The sequence below is a fragment of the Streptomyces sp. NPDC014995 genome (assembly GCF_043080745.1).
Classification (GTDB): domain Bacteria; phylum Actinomycetota; class Actinomycetes; order Streptomycetales; family Streptomycetaceae; genus Streptomyces.
On record NZ_JBIBVX010000009.1, the window covers coordinates 154,255 to 173,118 of the forward strand.

Annotated in this window: 21 protein-coding genes and 1 tRNA gene; 8 read left to right on the plus strand and 14 right to left on the minus strand. The window is 72.3% G+C overall.

Features of this window, described 5'->3' with window-relative positions; genetic code table 11:
• Nucleotides 1-38: 38 nt before the first annotated feature.
• From ACF1A1_RS19680 to ACF1A1_RS19695, 4 genes are all read right to left on the minus strand, one after another.
• Nucleotides 39-500: a DUF3592 domain-containing protein gene (locus ACF1A1_RS19680; RefSeq protein ID WP_392001347.1), complete on the minus strand. Its 462-nt coding sequence runs from the start codon at nt 498-500 to the stop codon at nt 39-41.
• Nucleotides 501-615: 115 nt separating this feature from the next.
• A complete protein-coding gene (locus ACF1A1_RS19685) occupies nt 616-1,221 on the minus strand; it encodes a lytic polysaccharide monooxygenase (protein ID WP_392001349.1) in 606 nt (201 codons plus the stop codon).
• Between the two features lie 143 nt (nt 1,222-1,364).
• The gene (locus ACF1A1_RS19690) at nt 1,365-2,474 is read right to left on the minus strand and encodes an SPFH domain-containing protein (protein WP_392001351.1); all 1,110 of its coding nucleotides are present in this window, start codon (nt 2,472-2,474) and stop codon (nt 1,365-1,367) included.
• A gap of 83 nt (nt 2,475-2,557) precedes the next feature.
• The gene (locus ACF1A1_RS19695; RefSeq protein WP_392001353.1) at nt 2,558-3,880 is read right to left on the minus strand and encodes a peptidoglycan-binding protein; all 1,323 of its coding nucleotides are present in this window, start codon (nt 3,878-3,880) and stop codon (nt 2,558-2,560) included.
• 200 nt (nt 3,881-4,080) lie between these two features.
• Here ACF1A1_RS19695 and ACF1A1_RS19700 point away from each other — a divergent pair.
• Nucleotides 4,081-4,154 (plus strand) — tRNA-Lys (locus ACF1A1_RS19700).
• 58 nt (nt 4,155-4,212) lie between these two features.
• On the opposite strand, the gene ACF1A1_RS19705 is transcribed toward ACF1A1_RS19700, so the two are convergent.
• The 5 genes from ACF1A1_RS19705 to ACF1A1_RS19725 form a co-directional block, all read right to left on the minus strand.
• Nucleotides 4,213-4,881 carry a class F sortase gene (locus tag ACF1A1_RS19705; RefSeq protein WP_392001355.1) on the minus strand — a complete coding sequence of 223 codons (669 nt, stop codon included), beginning with the start codon at nt 4,879-4,881 and terminating at the stop codon, nt 4,213-4,215.
• A 2-nt stretch (nt 4,882-4,883) separates the two neighbouring features.
• On the minus strand, nt 4,884-5,429 hold the full coding sequence (locus tag ACF1A1_RS19710; protein WP_392001357.1) for a hypothetical protein: 546 nt from the start codon (nt 5,427-5,429) through the stop codon (nt 4,884-4,886).
• A gap of 103 nt (nt 5,430-5,532) precedes the next feature.
• Entirely contained in the window at nt 5,533-6,312 is a 780-nt protein-coding gene (locus ACF1A1_RS19715; protein WP_392001359.1) for an HAD-IIA family hydrolase, read from the minus strand.
• Nucleotides 6,313-6,487: 175 nt separating this feature from the next.
• On the minus strand, nt 6,488-7,282 hold the full coding sequence (locus tag ACF1A1_RS19720) for a hypothetical protein (protein WP_392001361.1): 795 nt from the start codon (nt 7,280-7,282) through the stop codon (nt 6,488-6,490).
• A 152-nt stretch (nt 7,283-7,434) separates the two neighbouring features.
• Complete coding sequence (locus tag ACF1A1_RS19725) at nt 7,435-8,700, minus strand: ROK family protein (RefSeq protein WP_392001598.1); 1,266 nt, start codon at nt 8,698-8,700, stop codon at nt 7,435-7,437.
• Between the two features lie 89 nt (nt 8,701-8,789).
• On the opposite strand from ACF1A1_RS19725, the gene ACF1A1_RS19730 reads away from it, so the two are divergent.
• A complete protein-coding gene (locus ACF1A1_RS19730; RefSeq protein ID WP_392001363.1) occupies nt 8,790-9,857 on the plus strand; it encodes a Gfo/Idh/MocA family oxidoreductase in 1,068 nt (355 codons plus the stop codon).
• Nucleotides 9,854-10,363 carry a heme-degrading domain-containing protein gene (locus ACF1A1_RS19735; RefSeq protein WP_392001365.1) on the plus strand — a complete coding sequence of 170 codons (510 nt, stop codon included), beginning with the start codon at nt 9,854-9,856 and terminating at the stop codon, nt 10,361-10,363. Before ACF1A1_RS19730 ends, ACF1A1_RS19735 begins: the two co-directional genes overlap by 4 nt.
• A gap of 80 nt (nt 10,364-10,443) precedes the next feature.
• On the opposite strand, the gene ACF1A1_RS19740 is transcribed toward ACF1A1_RS19735, so the two are convergent.
• The 5 genes from ACF1A1_RS19740 to ACF1A1_RS19760 all read right to left on the minus strand — a co-directional run bounded on the left by ACF1A1_RS19740 (nt 10,444) and on the right by ACF1A1_RS19760 (nt 13,807).
• Entirely contained in the window at nt 10,444-11,301 is an 858-nt protein-coding gene (locus ACF1A1_RS19740) for a fumarylacetoacetate hydrolase family protein (RefSeq protein WP_392001367.1), read from the minus strand.
• 124 nt (nt 11,302-11,425) lie between these two features.
• Nucleotides 11,426-12,145, minus strand: coding sequence for a YidC/Oxa1 family membrane protein insertase (locus ACF1A1_RS19745; RefSeq protein WP_392001599.1), 720 nt, complete (start codon nt 12,143-12,145; stop codon nt 11,426-11,428).
• A gap of 121 nt (nt 12,146-12,266) precedes the next feature.
• Nucleotides 12,267-12,581, minus strand: coding sequence for a DUF6412 domain-containing protein (locus ACF1A1_RS19750; protein ID WP_392001369.1), 315 nt, complete (start codon nt 12,579-12,581; stop codon nt 12,267-12,269).
• Between the two features lie 117 nt (nt 12,582-12,698).
• Nucleotides 12,699-12,992, minus strand: a complete 294-nt coding sequence (locus tag ACF1A1_RS19755; RefSeq protein WP_392001371.1) for a hypothetical protein — start codon at nt 12,990-12,992, stop codon at nt 12,699-12,701.
• A 32-nt stretch (nt 12,993-13,024) separates the two neighbouring features.
• A complete protein-coding gene (locus ACF1A1_RS19760; RefSeq protein WP_392001373.1) occupies nt 13,025-13,807 on the minus strand; it encodes a class E sortase in 783 nt (260 codons plus the stop codon).
• Between the two features lie 306 nt (nt 13,808-14,113).
• On the opposite strand from ACF1A1_RS19760, the gene ACF1A1_RS19765 reads away from it, so the two are divergent.
• From ACF1A1_RS19765 to ACF1A1_RS19785, 5 genes are all read left to right on the plus strand, one after another.
• The gene (locus ACF1A1_RS19765) at nt 14,114-15,586 is read left to right on the plus strand and encodes a glycoside hydrolase (RefSeq protein ID WP_392001375.1); all 1,473 of its coding nucleotides are present in this window, start codon (nt 14,114-14,116) and stop codon (nt 15,584-15,586) included.
• 378 nt (nt 15,587-15,964) lie between these two features.
• A complete protein-coding gene (locus ACF1A1_RS19770) occupies nt 15,965-16,231 on the plus strand; it encodes a PadR family transcriptional regulator (protein WP_392001377.1) in 267 nt (88 codons plus the stop codon).
• Nucleotides 16,232-16,392: 161 nt separating this feature from the next.
• Nucleotides 16,393-17,094, plus strand: coding sequence for a hypothetical protein (locus tag ACF1A1_RS19775; protein WP_392001379.1), 702 nt, complete (start codon nt 16,393-16,395; stop codon nt 17,092-17,094).
• A gap of 66 nt (nt 17,095-17,160) precedes the next feature.
• Nucleotides 17,161-18,171, plus strand: coding sequence for a YecA family protein (locus tag ACF1A1_RS19780; protein WP_392001381.1), 1,011 nt, complete (start codon nt 17,161-17,163; stop codon nt 18,169-18,171).
• A gap of 216 nt (nt 18,172-18,387) precedes the next feature.
• Nucleotides 18,388-18,801 (plus strand): very short patch repair endonuclease, encoded by a 414-nt coding sequence (locus ACF1A1_RS19785; protein WP_392001601.1) that lies wholly within the window; start codon nt 18,388-18,390, stop codon nt 18,799-18,801.
• Nucleotides 18,802-18,864: the final 63 nt, after the last annotated feature.

Here is an 18,864-nt window from a genome sequence, read left to right on the forward strand (position 1 = left end):
GAACGCACGGTAGTTGACATGACGTCAGATATGGAGGGCTACGGCATGAGGTACTCGTTCCCGGTGAGGGCCACGTGCGAGGTGACCATGAGGACGACGCAGAAGGCGACGGCCACCCCGAGGAGGAACAGCGTGCAGCCCGACTCCGCGAGGAGCCGTCCGCGGGCCGGTGGCCTGGCCGTGGCCCGCGCGGGACGGTCCGCCGCGTAGTGCACGGTGACCAGGTCGCCCTCCACGGTCGTGCCCGGCCCGCCCCCCTCCTCGAAGCGGACCGTGCGCCCCTCACGGGTGGTGAACTCGTACACGTGGTGCAGGTTCGTGCGCACCGCGCGGCCGCCGCCCCCACTGGTCGTCGTGTACGACCGCAGGCAACGCGCCTCGGCCGTGAGACCGCCGGCCCAGGCCCGGGTGATCCGCCGGGAACGGCGGATCACCGTGCCGGCGGCGAAGAGAAGGCCGGCGATCATGATCGACGGGACGATGAGGAAGATGACGTCCATGCGGTTCCCCCGAGGCGCGTACGCCGACCCGGTCGGCCGGTGTGGAGGGTATGTACCCGGCCGACCGGTGCGTCCGCCTCAAGGGGAGCTCAGAGATGCCGAGGCCCTGGGGACCTCAGAAGGTGACGTCCGAGCAGGCGTGGAACGCGTTGCCGGTGTCCGCGATCGTCCACACCGCGAGGATCACGTGGTGACCGCTCAGGCCGGACGGCAGCCGTCCGGTGTGGGAGAGCGTGGACGGCGGGCGCTGGCCGTTGTAGGGGACCGTGAAGAACGGCGTGAGGTTGAGGTCCGAGCGGGCGAGGGCGTGGTTCTGGTTCCAGCCCTGCTTGGTGACGTAGTACCGGAAGTCGGTGGTGGCGTGCATGGCCGTGAACTGCCAGCGGAACGTGTAGTTCTGGCCGCCCGTCACCTTGGTCGTCGGCCAGGCGCCGCCGCCCGGCTTCGTGGGGGAGTCGAGCCGGCCGAACCGGCTGTTCCCGGCGGAACAGAGCTGTCCGTCGGCGGGTCCGGCCGCCGGGAAGCCCTTGGGCCCCTCGACGCTCTGCGGCTCCCACTGGATGTCGCCGCAGCCGGTGACGGTGCCGTTCTGGCAGAGCTTCTGCCGGCTGACGGGAAGGTCGGTGTAGCCGTGGCCGCTCGCGCCCCCGGCGGTGAGCACGAAGGCTCCCGCCGTGGTGAGCCCGAGCGCGGCGGCGTACCACTTGGTCTGTTTGCGCATGCTGCCGCTCCTGGAGAACGTGGGGAGTTCAGTGAGCTGTGCGAGCTGTGCGTGCACGTCGCATTCAGGTCTAGACCAAGTCCGAGGTTATGGCGGTTACTTGAACATGTCCATACCAATCGCGGTACGTGTTCGAGGGACCGTCAGGGCGTCTGCTCGCCGCGTCCCGCGCAGAACGCCACCGTCAGGTCCTTCACCAGCGCCTTGCGCTCGTAGTCGTCCAGCTCCACGAGCCCGCGCATGGTCAGCCGGGTCACCGTGTCCTCCACCGAGTCCACCACCGAGGTGAGCACGGACGCCCGGTGCTGGGCGTCGAGCGCGGCGATCCGGCGGCGGTTCATCGCGGCGGCGACCTCGGGGGCGTACTCGATGCGCACCGGCTGCACCGAGTACACCTCCAGGCCGACCGCGCCCGCGTCCTGCGCCACCCGCCGGGTCAGCGCCTCCCCGGTCGCCTCGACCGAACCCCGGCCCGAGCCCGGCGTCTCCACCGGGATCCGCGCGAGGGCCGCCTCGACGCACTCGCGCAGGTACGTCTCGTGGTCCTCGACGCCGAGCGTGGCCCGCGCGGTGTCCCGCATCCGCCACACCACCAGCGCCACCACCCGCAGCGCGACCCCGTTGCCGTCGGCCGCGGGCATCGGCTCGCTGCGCCAGTGCCGCAGCCGTACGTCGACCCGGCGGCGCAGCAGCAGCGGGTTGACCCACAGCAGGCCGGTGCGCCGGACCGTCCCCCGGTAGCGGCCGAACAGGTCGAGCACCCAGGCCCGCCCGGTCCGGCCCCGCGCGAGCCCGCCGAAGCCGAACAGCCCCAGGCCGACCGCCCCCGCGTACGCCGCCCACTGCGCCGGACCGAGTCCGGGACCGGCGTACGCGGGCAGTCCCAGCGCCTCCACCACGAGCGGCGGCAGGGTCCCGGCCCACCACGAGGTCACCGCACAGCCGGCCGCGCCGCAGGCCCCGGCGGCCACGCCCGCCGCGCCGGGCAGCACCCGGGCGGGCCGCTCCACGAGCGCGGGGTCGACCTCCGCGACCGGCCGGGGCTTCGCCGGCGCGGGCCGCCGGAACCGCGGCTGCTCCCCCGTACCCGGCCGGCTCCCCACCACGGCGGCCCCGACGGGCACCGGCCGCGGCTCGGGCTCGTCACGGAACAGCAGGTGGAGGGGGATCTCGGTGGTCGCCTCGTTCTGGATGAGCCGGACGGGCCGGGACGGCCCCTCGGGCTCGGGCGTCTGTGAAGTGCTCGTGTTCACTGCGTGCCTCCAGCCTCCGCGCCAGATACGCCATGCCAGGGAAAGGGACGGGACCCACGGAGACGCCCGTGGGCCGGGCCGGGCTAGGAGAACAGCCGCCGCCAGGTCTCCGGCCCCGGGTAGCCGTCGGCCGCGCCGCCGCGCCAGCCCTGGGCGCGCTGGAAGGCCTCGACGCCCCGCCGGTCCGCCTCGCCCCAGCGCGGCCCCGGTCCCGTCGTGTAGTGCTTGCCGAACCCCTTCTTCACCAGCTGCCTCCCCAGCTGGGTGACGTACGCGTTGCTGGCACCGGGCCGGAACATGGCCCGGCCGGGGTAGGCGGGGACGCGCGCGGCCGGAGCGGGTGCGGGCCGGCCCGCCGTGCCGGTCGCGGCCGCGATGTCCTTGCCCTTGCCGGTGGTCAGCAGCGCCCAGGTCCGCGGACCGGGCAGCCCGTCGGCGTCCGCGCCGCGCCAGCCCTGGGCCAGCTGGAACGCCTGGGTGGCCCGCCGGTCGGCCTCCGACCAGCGCGGACCGGGCCCCGAGGTGTAGAAGCGCCCGCCGCCGCGCCCGACGAGGAGCCGGCCGAGCTGGGTGACGTACTTGTTGTCGGCGCCCGGTCCGAAGTACCCCCGCCCGGGGTACGGGGCCGGCGTGACGCCCGCACCGGCACCCGGTGTCGCGCCGCCCGCGCCCGCCTCCGCCTTGAGGCCGTTGTAGCGGTAGGGGACATAGCGAGCGGAATTGGCCCAGTAGGCATAGGGAGTGGACAGCCGGCGGGCGCTGGGGCGGGTCTGTTCGTAGGCGATGTAGTAGGTGTGCGTGTAGTCCGTCCAGCCGCCGAAAAGGACCACGTGGGAGCCGTTGTGCGGATTGGACGGATTGTGGAACAGCAGAATGTCGCCCGGCTGGAGTTCCTCCTTGGTGATCCGGGTCGCGTACTGGTGGAGACTGCCCGTCCACTCGTTCCCCGGCAGCTTCCAGGCCATGGAGACGTAACCCGAGCAGTCCTGCCGGTAACCGTCGGACCAGTAGGCGCTCATGCTGTACGGCACCGCTGCCGCGACCCAGGTCTTGGCCCGCCTGATGATGTCCGCCCGGGTCGTCGCCGGCGTCGTGACCGCTCCCGCCGGTTTCGCCGGCCGGCCACCCCGGCCGTGCAGCGGCGCCTTGTCGCCCTGCGGGGTCTCGGGCTCCTCACCTGCGGGAATGCCGGGCCAGTCCGGGCCGTGCGGGGCGGCCAGGGCGGGCACGGCGTGCCCGGCACCGAGCACCGCGGCGGCGGCCGCGACGACGACGGTGCGGTGGGCGGCCGGGTGCCCGCCGAGCCGGCCGGGCAGGGAACGCGGACTCACCCGCCGCCAGTGAACGCATCCGGGGCAGTCGCAGTCGCTCGCGGGATCGAATTCCTCGAATACCGGAGTCTCCATGCGATTCCCCTCACACTCCAGATGGAAATGTCCGCGACTGTGCACGTTGGCCAGTCTTTCCCAACAGTGATGCGCCCGCGCATGCTGACGGTCCGAATGATGTACGCGGCCCCCTTTCGGGAGGTCGGAGGGCCGGCCGCCCGGCCGGACGGTGGTCCGGAGCACCCCCGGACGTCATGTAGAGTTGATGACGTCAGCAGGCGCCGCTAGCTCAGTTGGTTAGAGCAGCTGACTCTTAATCAGCGGGTCCGGGGTTCGAGTCCCTGGCGGCGCACAGACGAGAAAGCCCCTCGCGTGAGCGAGGGGCTTTCTGCTGTCCTGATCAACCGTGGTCACGCCCTGGTCGTGGTCGTCCCGGTCAGGTACGCCGACACGATCACGTTCGCCGTGTAGCTGCGGCTCGCCCGGTCGAAGGTGCCGCCGCAGGTGATCAGCCGCAGCTCGGCGCGGCCCGACGCGCGGGGTCCGTAGGCCTGCCGGGCGTCGAAGCGGTCGCGCCGGACCACCTCGACCCCGTCGACGGTGAACTCGGCGACCGTGCCGTCGTCCCGGACCACCCGGATCGTCTCGCCGGCCTCGAGCGTGCTCAGCTTGTAGAAGACGGCCGGCCGGGTCTCGGTGTCGACGTGCCCGACCATCAGCGCGGTGCCGACCGCGCCGGGCTTCGCGCCGGCCGCGTACCAGCCGACGACGCCCGCCTGGTCGTAGGGCGGCGGGTCGATCGCGCCCTGCGCGTCCAGCCCGCGGGCCACGACCGGCGCCTGCACAGCCAGCTCGGGGATGTCGACGCGCTGCGGCAGCGCGGCCCCCAGCGGCTTGGCGGCGGGCGGCAGCTCGGCGCCCCCGGGCCGGCCCACGGCGGCCACGTCACCCGTGGTCGGCGCGGACATCCCCGGCTGTACGTCGGTCACCTCACGTCCCCACAGCCACAGCCCGAGCAGGAGCAGCGCCCAGGCGACGCCGGTCATGAGGCGCCCGGAGGAGCGCTCGCGATCGGACATGGTCACTCCGTCCCGCGGCTCCGGCGCACCGTCCGGAGCGCTACGGCGGCGGCGGCGAGGCCCGCCAGGACCAGACCGGTGACCGCGTGGGCGGTGCCGGGGCTGTCGGCCCGGGCCTCGCCGGCGGAGGCGAGCGGGGCGGCGCCACCACCGCCCGCGCGGACCGGGGCGACCGGGGACGCGGGCGCGGACGGACTCGTCGACGCCGCCACGACCTTGATCGTGCCCTTGATCCGGAAGTCGGCGCAGACGATCGTCACGGCGTACGCACCGGGGTCGAGCGCGGAGCGGACCCGGGTCTCGCCGGCCAGGGTGCCGTCCGCGCCGACGAGCCGGGCGTCCGAGACGAACGCCTCCGACGCCGCGGTGGCCGTCTTCCCGACACAGCCGCCGACCCTGAGGGAGACCTCGGCGCCCGGGGTGGGGGTCGACGGGGTCAGCGAGACCTCGCCTCCCCCGCTGCCGCCGTCCACCGCGTACGCCGTCGGGATGAGCGTCGTGGCGACGACCGCGACACCGGCACAGAGAGTTGCTTTCAGTGAACCCATAGTGAACCTCCAGCTCTTCGGAGGCTCCTCCCGGAGGCGGCGGCCCGCATCTCCAGAGGGGTCTCGCTACTCCGAACGGGTTCGTTTCCCGCGGGGGCGGGTTTCAGACGCGGTCGACGAGGTCCGCGATCGAGTCGACGACCTTCGACGGGCGGTACGGGAAGTTCTCCACCTGCTCGGGCCGGGTCAGACCGGTGAGCACCAGGAACGTCTGCATCCCCGCCTCCATGCCGGCCAGCACGTCGGTGTCCATCCGGTCACCGATCATCGCGCTGGTCTCGGAGTGGGCCCCGATCGCGTTCAGCCCGGTGCGCATCATCAGGGGGTTCGGCTTGCCCGCGAAGTACGGACTCCTGCCGGTCGCCTTGGTGATCAGCGCGGCCACGGCTCCGGTCGCGGGCAGCGGGCCCTCGGTGGAGGGGCCGGTCTCGTCCGGGTTGGTGCAGATGAAACGGGCGCCGTCGTTGATCAGCCGGACCGCCTTGGTCATGGCCTCGAAGGAGTACGTGCGGGTCTCGCCCAGGACGACGTAGTCCGGCTCGTGGTCGGTGAGGATGTAACCGATGTCGTGCAGCGCGGTGGTCAGACCGGCCTCACCGATGACGTACGCCGAGCCGCTCGGCCGCTGGTCGTCGAGGAACTTCGCGGTGGCCAGCGCCGAGGTCCAGATGTTCTCGATCGGCACGTCCAGCCCCATGCGGCGCAGCCGGGCGTGCAGGTCGCGCGGGGTGTACATCGAGTTGTTGGTGAGGACGAGGAACGGCTTGCCGGACTCGCGCAGCTTCTTCAGGAAGGAGTCGGCGCCGGGGATCGGAATGCCCTCGTGGATGAGCACACCGTCCATGTCGGTGAGCCACGACTCGATGGGCTTGCGGTCTGCCATGTGCGGGATCTCCTGCCGTACGCGACGCGGTGCTGCGTGCGCCCCAGGGTAATCACAGGCCCGATCATGAGGGAATGGCCGGTTTACGCGGGGTCGAGGACGTGGCCGAGGCCCGGCCGGTCCACAGCCGGGCCTGCGACCGGCCCCTCGGCACCCGAGGTCGGCCGGTCGGCGTTCAGCGGCGTCTGCGGGCCAGCAGCAGTACGGCGCCCGTGGCGAGGAGACAGGCGGTGGCGGCGAGGGCTCCGGCCGGGGAGAACAGGCCGGTGCGGGCGAGTTCCTTGGCCTCCTCGGCCAGGTACGGCAGACCGGTGGCCGGGGCGGAGGCCGAGGGCTCGGGCTCGGGCTCGCGGTCGGGTTCGGGAGTGGCGGGCCGGGCGTCGGCCTCCACGGTGAAGCGGTAGTCGTTCGACTGCCCGACCCACTCGCCGTCGTCGCCGTGCCGCTGGACGACCGCCGCGTTGGCGGTGACCTCGTTGGGCACGGCGTCCGAGGTGAGGGCGAGGCGCAGCTTGACGGTGACGGTCCGGCCCGGGGGGACGGTGAAACCGGGGAAGGGGGCGGGCGGGGTGGCCGCGGCGGCCTCGGGTTCCCCGGAGGCCCGGCCGGTGAGCACGCCGACGAGTTCGTCCTCGTCGGTCGTCTCGAAGCGGACGGGGTGGGGCCGGCCGTCGGCGTAGAACTCCAGATGGGGCTGGGACGGCTTCAGGGCGCGCTCGGTGTCGACGAGGACGACGACCGGGTGGATGCCGGCGCAGGTGTTGGCCGTGGTGTTGGTGAGGTCGAGGTACCAGGTGCCGTATCCGCCGCCGGCCCGGTACGAGGCGGGGCCGCCGTGGAGGCGGGTGGTCAGCGGGAAGTCACCGGTGTCCGGGCCGGCACAGCGCGGGCCGGCTTCCGCGTACGCGGGCGCGGGCAGGAAGACGGCGGCTGCGGCGAGGCAGAGGGAGACGGGCGTGCACAGTCGCATGAACACGTGAGCCTGCCGGACGGGACGGGGTGGGGAGCGGCGCCGCTCCGTACGGTCGTGCGAATCCATTCGTTCGGCGCAGGGGCGGGGCGGGTGACGGGGGCTGGGGGTGGAGGCGGGGCGTGGAGGCGGGGCGTGGAGGCGGGGGGCGTTCAGCCGTTCCCGCGGCCGAAGACCGGGCCCAGGAGCAGTTGGGCCGCGCCCTCCGCGACGGCGCGGGCGCCGCCCGGGGCGAGACGGACCGGTACCGCGCCTTCGGGGGCGCCCTCGCGGTGGGCGCGGGCGGCGAGGACGGTGGTGACTCCGTCGACGAAGGGATCCGGGGTGGCCGTGATCGTCCGGCCGCCCAGCAGGAGCAGGTCGATGTCCAGGAGGCCGGCCAGGTTGGCGGCGGCCGTACCGAGGACGCGGGCCGCCTCGGCCACGTCGCCGCGGGCGATGGCCGCGAGGCACAGCGCCTCGACGCAGCCGCGGTTGCCGCAGGGGCAGGGCGGTCCGTCGAGCTGGAGGACCTGGTGGCCGAACTCGCCCGCGCCGGTACGGATCCCCCGGTGCACGCTCCCGCCGATCACCAGGCCCGCGCCGAGCCCCGTCCCGAGGTGGAGGTAGGCGAAGGAGCCGCGCTCGCCGCCGACGGCGAGACCGAGGGCGGCGGCATTGGTGTCCTTGTCGACGACCACCGGCACCCCGAGCCGCCGCGCGAGCGTGTCCCGCAGGGGGAAGCCGTCCCACTCGGGAAAGCCGGTGACCCGCTTCAGGACACCGTGGGTGTGGTCGAGGGGACCGGGGAGGGCGACCCCGACGCCGAGAAGAGTGCGGCAGCCCTTCAGCATGTCACCGACCGCACCCTCGGCCAGTGCCCCACCGACCGCACTCCCGGCCGGCGCCTCACCGACCGCCCCGCCGGTCAGCGCCTCACCGACAGCCCCCTCGGCCTCCCGGACCACCGCGCCCACGACGGCGTCCGCGCCCGCCCCCAGGTCGAGCGGCACGCACCGCTCCCCCACCACGCGTCCGTCGAGTTCGGTGAGGACCACCCGCAGTTCGTCGCGGTCGAGGTGGACGCCGACCGCGTGCCCGGCCGCGGGGACCAGGCGCAGCACCGTGCGCGGCTTGCCGCCCGTGGAGGCGCGCCGGCCCGCCTCCGCCGCGAATCCCTCCTCCCGCAGCCGGGCGGTGATCTTGCTGACCGCCTGCGGGGTGAGCCCGGTGCGCTCGGCGAGCTCGAGCCGGCTGATGCCGTCCTGGCCGGCCGTGCGCAGCAGGTCGAGCACGAGCGCGGTGTTGTGGCTGCGCACGGCCAGGAGGTTCGCGCCCGCCATGCCGCGGACGGGACCGCCCGTCGTACCGGTCGCCGGGCCACCTGTCGTCCCGCTCGCCGGGCCGCCCCTCGTCCCGCTCGCCGGGCCGCTCGTCATGCCGCTCGCCGGGCCGCCGTTCGTCCTGTTCACGCGCCCATTGTCTCCCGCGCTTGCACTTTGGCAACAGCGTTGCGAAAGTGGGGCGCATGACTGGTACTCCCCTCCGCGTCGGCCTGATCGGCTACGGCCTCGCGGGCTCCGTCTTCCACGCGCCGCTGATCGCCGCCACCGAGGGCCTCGCCCTGGACACGGTGGTCACCTCGAACCCCGAGCGGCAGGAGCAGGCCCGCGCCGAGTTCCCGGACGTACGCGTCGGCGCCACCCCCGACGAGCTTCTCGCCCGGGCCGGTGACCTGGACCTGATCGTCATCGCGTCCCCGAACAAGACGCACGTCCCGCTCGCCACCGCCGCCCTCGAGGCCGGCCTCCCCGTCGTCGTCGACAAGCCGATCGCCGGTACGGCGGCCGAGGCGCGCGGGCTGGCGGCGCTCGCCGAGGAGCGCGGCCTGTTCCTCTCCGTGTTCCAGAACCGCCGCTGGGACAACGACTTCCTGACCCTGCGCAAGCTGCTCGGCGAGGGGGAACTGGGCGACGTGTACCGCTTCGAGTCGCACTTCGAGCGCTGGCGGCCGCAACTGAAGGGCGGCTGGCGGGAGTCCGGCGACCCCGCAGAGATCGGAGGTCTGCTGTACGACCTCGGCAGCCATGTCGTCGACCAGGCGCTGGTCCTGTTCGGTCCCGTCACGCGGGTCTACGCCGAGGCCGACGTACGCCGCCCCGGCGCGGAGACGGACGACGACACGTTCATCGCGCTCACGCACGCGAACGGCGTCCGCTCCCACCTCCACGTCTCCGCGACGACCGCGCAGCTCGGCCCGCGCTTCCGGGTGCTGGGCTCGCGGGCCGGGTACGTGAAGTACGGCCTGGACCCGCAGGAGGCCGCGCTCCGGGAGGGCGGGCGCCCCGGCCCCGGCTGGGGCACGGAACCGGAGGACCTCTGGGGCCGGGTGGGAGCCGGAGAGTCCCCCGTGACCGGCGGTGGACGACCCGTACGAACCCTGCCCGGCGACTACCCCGCCTACTACGCTGCGGTGGCCAAGGCACTGACCGACGGCGGCGCCAACCCGGTGACCGCCCTGGAGGCGGCCGCCGCCCTCGACGTACTGGAGGCGGCCCGCCGTTCGGCACGAGACGGAGTGGCGGTGACGCTGTGACCCACGAGATCACCCCGAAGTTCACCCCGGAGATCACCCCGACCCTGGAGGAGCTCCAGGCCCAGGAGCGACGGCTGGTCTTCCGCCGGTTCACCCACGACGACGCCTGGGCGCTCGGCTCCCTCCTGGTGGAGCTGGCCCGGGAGCGCCAGGCCCCGGTCGCCATCGACATCCACCGCGCCGGCCAGCAGCTCTTCCACGCCGCCCTGCCCGGCTCCACCCCCGACAACGACGCCTGGATCGCCCGCAAGCGCCGTGTCGTGGAGCGCTACGGCGCCTCCTCCTACCTGGTCGGCTCCCGCTTCCGCGCCAAGGGCACGACCTTCGAGGAGTCCTCCCGCCTCGACCCGGACACGTACGCGGCCCACGGCGGCTCCTTCCCGGTCAACGTCGAAGGGGTCGGCGTGATCGGCGCGGTGACGGTGTCGGGCCTGCCGCAACTGGAGGACCACCGGTTCGTGGTGGAGGCGCTGGAGCAGTTCCTGGAGAAGTACCTGTGGCCGTGAGAAATACCTGCGGCGGTGAGAAGTACCTGTGGCCGTGAGACGTGAAGGGGCGCGGGGAACTCCCCGCGCCCCGCGCCTCGTCAGGCGTCCTTGAGCTCCTGCCGCTGCCGCCCCAGCCCCTCGATCTCCAGCTCCACCACGTCCCCCGCCCGCAGGTACGGCTTCGGCTCGGGCCGTCCGAAGGCCACCCCCGCCGGGGTCCCCGTGTTGATGACGTCGCCCGGGTACAGGGTCATGAACTGGCTGACGTACCGCACGACCTCTCCCACGGGGAAGATCTGCTCGGCGGTCGTGCCGTCCTGCTTCAGCTCGCCGTTGACCCACAGCCGCAGCGACAGCGCCTGGGGATCCGGTACCTCGTCCGGTGTCACCAGCCACGGCCCCAGCGGGTTGAACGTCTCGCAGTTCTTGCCCTTGTCCCAGGTCCCGCCGCGGTCCATCTGGAACTCCCGCTCGGAGACGTCGTGGGCGACCGCGTACCCGCCGACGTGCGCGAGGCCCTGCTCCGCCGAGTCCAGGTAGCGGGCGGTACGGCCGATGACGACGGCCAGTTCCACCTCCCAGTCGGTCCTCGTCGACCCGCGGGGAACGAGCACCGTGTCGTACGGCCCGACGACGGTGTCCGCCGCCTTGAAGAAGACGACGGGCTCCGCGGGCGGCCGGGATCCCGTCTCGCGGGCGTGGTCGTGGTAGTTGAGCCCGATGCACACGACCTTGCCGATCCGGCCGACCGGCGGGCCGATCCGCAGGCCGGCCGGGTCCAGGAAGGGCAGCTCGCCGGAGTCCGCGGCGGACCGGACCCGGCCGAGCGCCGCGTCGTCGGCGAGCAGCGCGCCGTCGATGTCGTCCACGACACCCGACAGGTCCCGCAGCGTTCCGTCGGGTTCGAGCAGCGCGGGGCGCTCGGCGCCCGCCGTACCGACTCGCAGCAGCTTCATGATCACAATCTCCCTCGATCGCGGGCAGCCCGCCGACGGGTGCAGCCATCGGAGGACTGGTCGATCCTCCAAGCTGGGCGTCCGCTCCGCAATACCCGGTTCACGTGCTGGACCGTCACCCGTTTCACGGCCGGTACAGGACGGCCCGCTCGACGGCGCTCCACGCCGTGCTCGTGACGACGTACAGCGCGGCGGCCAGCGGGACGACCGCCACGGTGACGAGGGTGAAGAAGGACAGGAACGGCATGACCTTGGTGACGGCCCCCATCCCGGGCACCTCCTCGCCGCCGGCCGCGGCGGCCATCGCCGGGTTCGTCGCCATCATCCGCCGGGAGAGGCGGTAGCTGAAGGTGGCGACCGCCGTGACGACGGCGAACAGCCCGACGTAGACCAGCCCGGCCCCGTCGAACACGCCGCCGGCGGCGAGGGCGTCCGTCCAGCGGTCGCCGAGGGGTGCGTCGAGGAGCCGGTGGGTGAGCAGTCCGTTGGTCTCGCCGCCGATCGACGCGTGCGAGAAGACGTAGTAGAGGAGGAAGAACGCGGGCAGCTGGAGCAGGCTCGGCAGGCAGCCCGACAGCGGGGACACCTTCTCCTCGGCGTGCAGTTCCAGTACCGCCTGCTGGAGCCGCTCCGGGTTCCGGGCGTGCTTCCTGCGCAGTTCGGCGATCCGCGGCTGGAGCGCGGCCCGGGCCCGCTGGCCGCGCGCGGCGGCCCGGGACAGGGGGTGGACGAGGAGCCGTACGAGCGCGGTGAACAGGACGATCGCGGCGGCGGCCGCGGAGGCCTGGAAGAGCGGTTCGAGCAGGTCGGCGAACCACTCGACGAGCTGGACGAAGGCGGACATGAGGACGGACATGGGTGAGGAGCCCTCCGGGGGTCTCGTCGTGCCGGGGATGGGGAACCAACTGGCGGCATGACGACCCGCGCGGGGTCACACAGGGTGGGTGCTGATGCGGGAGTGTGCCCTACGCGGCGGCCGTCGCGAGGGCGTGCCCGGGCGCCCTGGGCCGTGGCCGGCCGGAGGCGTCGGGGTCGCGTTGGGGCAGGAAGGCCGTACGGCGGTCCCGGTCACGGATGGCCGTCCGCACCCGGGTGGGCGGCACGACGGGCGCGCACCGCGCGGCGAGGAGACAGCAGACGGCGAACGCGGAACCGGCGGCGGCGGTCGCGGCGAGCGCGACGGTGGCGGAGAGGCCGCCGGCGTCGAAGAGGGCGACGTCGAGGAGGAAGAAGAGGAGAACGGCGGCGGGACGCACGGCGGTACACCACTCGCGGATCACCGCGCCCCCTTTCCGCCCCGCATCCTGCTCTGCCTGCCATCCGGCCTGTCGGCCGGCCTGTCGTCGTTATACCTGAGAACGTCCGGGACCGGTACGACGGTTCCGCGGAGACAGGACTCACCCGGCGATGCGGTCAACCCCGACGACCGTCACCGCCCCGGCCGGACCGGCGACGCCCGCCCCGGAGAAGCGGACCCTCGCGCTGTGGGGCGGGTCGATGGAGTCCACAGGACGTCCGTACCTCTCGATCCGGTCGAGCAGGATCGGCGCACTCCCGGAGCCGCCCGCGTACCACCGGCCGGACCGCACGACGCCGCCGACGCACCGGATGACGCACGTGGCGGACGCGGGCCCGCTCTCCTCCACGGCGTAGATCTGGATCTCCCCCGGACCGTTCGCTTCGCCCCTCACCCCGCCTGTACGACCCCGAGCACGGGGCGCGGCTACGGCCGGGCTCGTGTGGCGACCAGCTTCGCCCACACCACCAGACGGTACTTGGAGCTGTACTCGGGCGTACAGGTGGTGAGGGTGAGGTAGCGGCCGGGGACGTCGTAGCCGTGCGCGGGTCCGGCGGTGGAGCGCGGTACGGGCCGGATCACGTCCGTGTCGCGGGGTGAGGTGCGTGGCAGGACCTCGTCGACGGCGTACGTGTGGATCGCCCGGGCCGTCTCGACCTCGATCCTGTCCTGCGGCCGGAGCCGGTCGAGGTGGCGGAAGGGCTCGCCGTGCGTGTTGCGGTGCCCGGCGAGGGCGAAGTTGCCGGTCTGTCCGGGCTGTTGGGTGCCGGTGTAGTGGCCGGCGTACCCCTTGTCGAGGACGTTCCACTTGCTGGTGCCCTCGGCGACGGGGACGCGGAGGTGGAGGCGGGGGATGGTGAGGATGGCGTAGGCCCGGGAGGGGGTGGGCCGGGGCGGGGCCGAGCCGTCGACGGTGCCGGGCCGGTGGACGCTGCCGCTGTTCCGGTCGAGCCCGTCGTCGAGCCCGGAGTCGGAATCGGCCTCCGCACCGGGGGTGGTGTCGCCCCCGTTCCCCCACTCCCGCTCCAGCGCCTCCACCTTCCGGTCGGCGCCCTCCCGCGCCTCCCGATTGGTCCACCACATCTGGTGGACGACGAGGAGCAGACCCAGTACCCCGGCGGTGACCAGCAGTTCGGCACCGCACCACAGCACCCGCCGGCGCCGGGCGCGCCGCCGCCGGACGCGGTGGTGCACGACGGGAATCCGCACGCCGACGCCTCCTCCCTCGTGGGACGCCCGCACGATAAGGGCCGCGGGACGAGGTCTCCAGAGCCGTACGCCGACGAGTGGGAGCAAGACGCGGCGCGGGAGCGGGTGTTCGTCCCCTCGAACCTTCCTCCACCGGTTTGAGAAAGGGCTGTCGGAACCCTCGACAACACCACGCGCCACACCCGATGCTTCGTGACGCGCTCAAGCGTTCAGCCGCACCACGCGGCTCCAGAACTCACGTACCCGCATGCATCACGGCCCGGCTGGGACGGCCGGCCGTTCTCAGTCGAGTGAAGCGGAGAAGTCATGATCCGACGCAGAACCCTGCTGGCGGCCTCGGGCGGCGCGCTCCTCGGAAGCGCCATGGCGACGGGTACGGCCCACGCCGACGCGACGATCGCCGTCAACCCGTCGACCACGTACGGCACCTGGGAGGGCTGGGGCACCTCCCTCGCCTGGTGGGCCAACGTCTTCGGCGCGCGGAACGACTTCGCCGACCTCTTCTTCACCACCAACTCGGTGACGTACAACGGCACGACGCTCCCGGGCCTGGGCCTCAACATCGCCCGCTACAACCTCGGCGCGTGCAGCTGGAACACCGTCAACGGCGAGACGATGGTCGAGTCGCCGAACATCCCCGGCTTCAAGCAGATCGAGGGCTTCTGGCAGGACTGGAACAACGAGGACCCCACCTCCTCGGCCTGGCGCTGGACGGCGGACGCCAACCAGCGCGCGATGCTCCAGAAGGCGACGCAACGGGGCGCCACGACGGAGCTGTTCGCCAACTCCCCCATGTGGTGGATGTGTCTTAACCACAACCCGTCCGGCGCCGCGAACGGCGGCAACAACCTCCAGTCCTGGAACTACCGCCAGCACGCCTCCCACCTGGCGGCGACGGCCCTGTACGCCAGGAACAACTGGGGCGTGAACTTCGCGACGGTCGACCCCTTCAACGAGCCGGCGTCGTCCTGGTGGACGGCGACCGGAACGCAGGAGGGTTGCCACATGGACCCGGCGGTCCAGGCGGCCGTACTCCCGTACATGCGCAGCGAGCTGGACAAGCGAGGCCTGACGGGCATCCGTATCGCGGCCTCCGACGAGACCAACTACGACACGGCCCGCTCGACGTGGGCGTCGTTCGGCTCCTCGACGAGGGCCCTGGTGAACCAGGTCAACGTGCACGGCTACCAGGGCTCCGGTGGCCGCAGGGACCTGCTCTACACGGACGTGGTGACGACGTCCGGCAAGAAACTGTGGAACTCGGAGACGGGCGACAGCGACGGCACCGGCCTGACCATGGCGTCGAACCTCTGCTACGACTTCCGCTGGCTGCACCCCACGGCCTGGTGCTACTGGCAGGTCATGGACCCGTCGACGGGCTGGGCGATGATCGCGTACGACGCGAACACGTTGCAGCCGACGACCATCCAGACGAAGTACTACGTGATGGCCCAGTTCAGCCGCCACATCCGCCCCGGCATGCGGATCCTCGACACCGGCGTGAGCTACGCGGCGGCCGCGTACGACGCGGCGGCCCGCCGCCTGGTGATCGTCGCGGTGAACACCTCCACCTCGGCCCAGACCCTCACCTTCGACCTCTCCCGCTTCACGACGGTCTCCGGCGGCTCGGGCGGCCTGGTCCCCCGCTGGAACACGGTCACGACGGGCGGGGACCGGTACCGGGCGTACTCGAACACCTTCCTGAGCGGAAAGTCGGTGGCGGTGCCGTTCGCGGCGAAGTCGGTGCAGACGTTGCAGGTGGACGGCGTGACGATCTGAGGGGCAGCGGGCAGCGGGCAGCGGTCACGGGTTGGGGGCGGGGGTCGGGGGCAGGGGTCGGCGGTCGGCGGTCGGCGGTCGGGGGCAGGGGTCGGCGGTCGGGTCGCGGGTTGTGGGGGCAGGAGTCAGCGGTCAGCCGTCTGCTCCCCCACGGGAAGCCGGTCAGGGGCCGGCCCTGCATGCCGTGCCGCGCACGGGCATGCAGGGCCCCGACACGGCTCCCGACACCGCCCCTCGCACCCCGCACCCCGCACCCCGCACCCCGCGGAGCGAACGCACCCGACTGTCGTACTCGACATACGCTCGGCAGGCTGCTTCACTCGTGACATGGCATCAATTCGCCTTACTCGACCCACACTTGAAGTGATCAAAGTGTTGGTGACGTCCACCGCCGACGATCCCGCGTGGGGCCTGAAGATCTGCGAACAGACGCACCTCGGGTCCGGGACCGTGTACCCGATCCTCGAGCGCCTGGTCGACGCCGGATGGGTCACGCGGTACGAGGAGACGGGCAAGCACCCTGGGCGGCCCAAGAGGTTCTATTACGAACTCACCGGCGTCGGCCGGCAGGCGGCCCGCCAGGCACAGGAGCGCAAGCCCCGATTCTTCGGGCTGCCGACGCGAGCCGAGGGGGGCAGGGCGTGAGCGCGGACGAGAGTCGCGAGAGGACCGCTGGTCCCGGTGGGCCTGCTCATCCTGATGACGTTGGTGGCCCTGATGACCTTGGTGGCCCTGATGACCCTGGTGGTGCTGGTGGCCCTGGTGGCCCTGGACTGCCGACGATCACCGCCGTACTGGCACCGGTCATGGCCGGCACAGCGGCAGCGATCTTCCTTCTCGTCGGCTACCTCCTGAAGATGTTCGACCCCGAATCCGTCCTGGCCCAGAACATGCTCACCACCGGCTGGCTGTTCGGTGCCTTTACGGCGGCCGCGATCATGCTCGCCGCCGCAGGTCTGTTGATCACCGCCCTGCGCCGAACCCCGCCGGAAGCGCAAACGGAAGGGGAAGCGGAAGCGGAACCGGGACCGGGGTCCCAGGTCTCCGGCCGGACGGTCCGCCCGAGCGGCAGGGCCGCCCACCGCACCCTGGACTTCGCCTCCTTCGTCGCCGGCGAGCGCAGGGCACACCTCCGGGAGGAGTGGGCCGCGATCCTCGCCGGAGATCCCGGAAACGGCGTCGTCCTGTCGCCGCGCCGCAGGATGCTCTACGCCCTCGGCTTCCTCCGGGCAGCCCTCCGCCTGCGTCTGCGGGACCTCACCGCACCCCTGTGGTGGCCGGTCGACTGGCTGCTGTCGGCAGAGTCACGGACGAACGGATTCATCGCGGCAACCGTCGGCGCCCAAGTCGTGTACATCCAGCACGAGGACGGTCTGCACGCCCTCCTCACCGAGGGCTGGGGCTGGTGCGCCGGGTGCGGCATCGCGCTCCGGCTCTTCTTCGCCTGGTTGCGCAGAGTGCGCGGTATCGAACTCGCCGCGACGCGCGGCGACGCCGACGACCGCTAGCTGCTGCGGGGTCGCTGACCTGCGTATACCTCTTCTTTGTCACCGCTCGGCAGTACGGTGTCACCTATGCGCCCCGACACGCCTGCCGAGAACGTCGACCACACCGCCGAAGCGGCACGCCTGGAGCGGACCGCCGGCCTGTATCCGGAGGACGCGGAGGCCCTGCTGCTGCAGGCCGCGGCCCATCTGGAACTGTCCGGCGACCGCCCCGCCGCGACCGCGCTCTACGACCGCCTGCTGTCCTCTTCTCCGGACGGACTGGAGAACCCGCACCTGGTCCGGGCCCTCAAGGCTTCCAACCTCTGGGAGTACGGCCACGAGGCGGAGGCCCGCGCGATCATCACGGGCATCCGCACGGCCGCCCCGCGCGACGCGGCCCCCTGGGTGATCGTCGCGGAGTCCCTGGAGTCCCACGACGAGCTGGAGGCGGCGCAGGAGACGTTCACGGAGGCGGTGCGCCTGCTGCTGACGGACGTACCGGAACCCCCGTACTCCACCCACCCGCTGCTGTTCGGCCGCCACCGGGTGCGCAGGATGCTGGGCGCGGCGCACGACGAGTGGGACGCCCTGGCGGACGCGCTGCACTCGTCGCCGGTCTCCCTGGACGAGCTGCACGACCCGAAGCGGATCTGGTCCCTGGGCTCGGACAACCCGCTGGAGCTGGAGGCGGAGATCTACCGTCTGCGCGCCGAGCTGGGAGCGTACCGGGAGGCCCTCTCCCGCCCCTTCCCGGTGGCCGTCCTGCACTGGCCGGCGGGGGAACTGGCGGAGCTGGTGGCCGCGTATCCGACGCTTGCGGAGGAGTACCCGTCCCACGAGACCCACCTCGCGACGATAGAGGAGGCGCTGCGGGAGCTGGCGACCTCCGGAACGCCGAACCTGGGAATCGTGACGGGCACCGTCCCCTCCTATGAGGCCTTCGCGGCCTCGGAGGGCACGTCTCCGGCAGACGCGGCACTACTGCCGCAGTATGCGACGACTTTGGCAGCGCGGGGACGAGCAGTGGCTTGGCCGCCGCAGAGGGGGGCGGGGTGTTGGTGTGGGTCGGGGCGGGCGTATGAGGGGTGTCACGGCTAGCACGCTTAACCTGCCGATCGCCAGATGCGGGCACGGCCCCGCCCCGGGATCCCGTCCGGCACCTCTGCCGGGCGGCGGCTGGCCACTTTCCCCTCAGACCAGATGCCCCACGCTTCGTACTCTGATTCCAGTACTAGGCTCAGCGGTGTGTCCGAAGATCCCGAGTGGGAAGCGCCAGAAGGTTCCTGGGCTTCGTCGGCAGCCCGCCGTCGCAACATGCAGGCGATCCGCAGCCGTGACACAAAGCCCGAGAAGCTGATCCGACGGCTCGTTCATGCCCAGGGCCTGCGCTACCGCGTTGCTGCTCGCCCCTTGCCAGACCTGCGACGGACAGCCGACATGGTCTTCCGTCCAGTGAAGGTGGCGGTCTTCATCGACGGCTGTTACTGGCACGGATGCCCTGAGCATTACATCCCGCCGAGGACGAACCCGGCCTACTGGTCAGAGAAGGTTCTGCGCAACATGGAGCGCGATCGGGACACTGACCAGCGGCTTAGGGATGCGGGGTGGCTAGTTCTCCGCTTCTGGGAGCACGAGTCGGCAGAGGAGTGCTCGCTCGCTGTTTGCAGGGCGGTGACCGATCGGAAGGCCAAGCTCGCTAAGCCCTCGGATGAGGGCGACGAGGCCTAGGCAGTCCCCTGAGGTCAGGGCGCCTCTCTCACGCGGGGCAGGAGTCCAGGCCAAGGCCCTTCT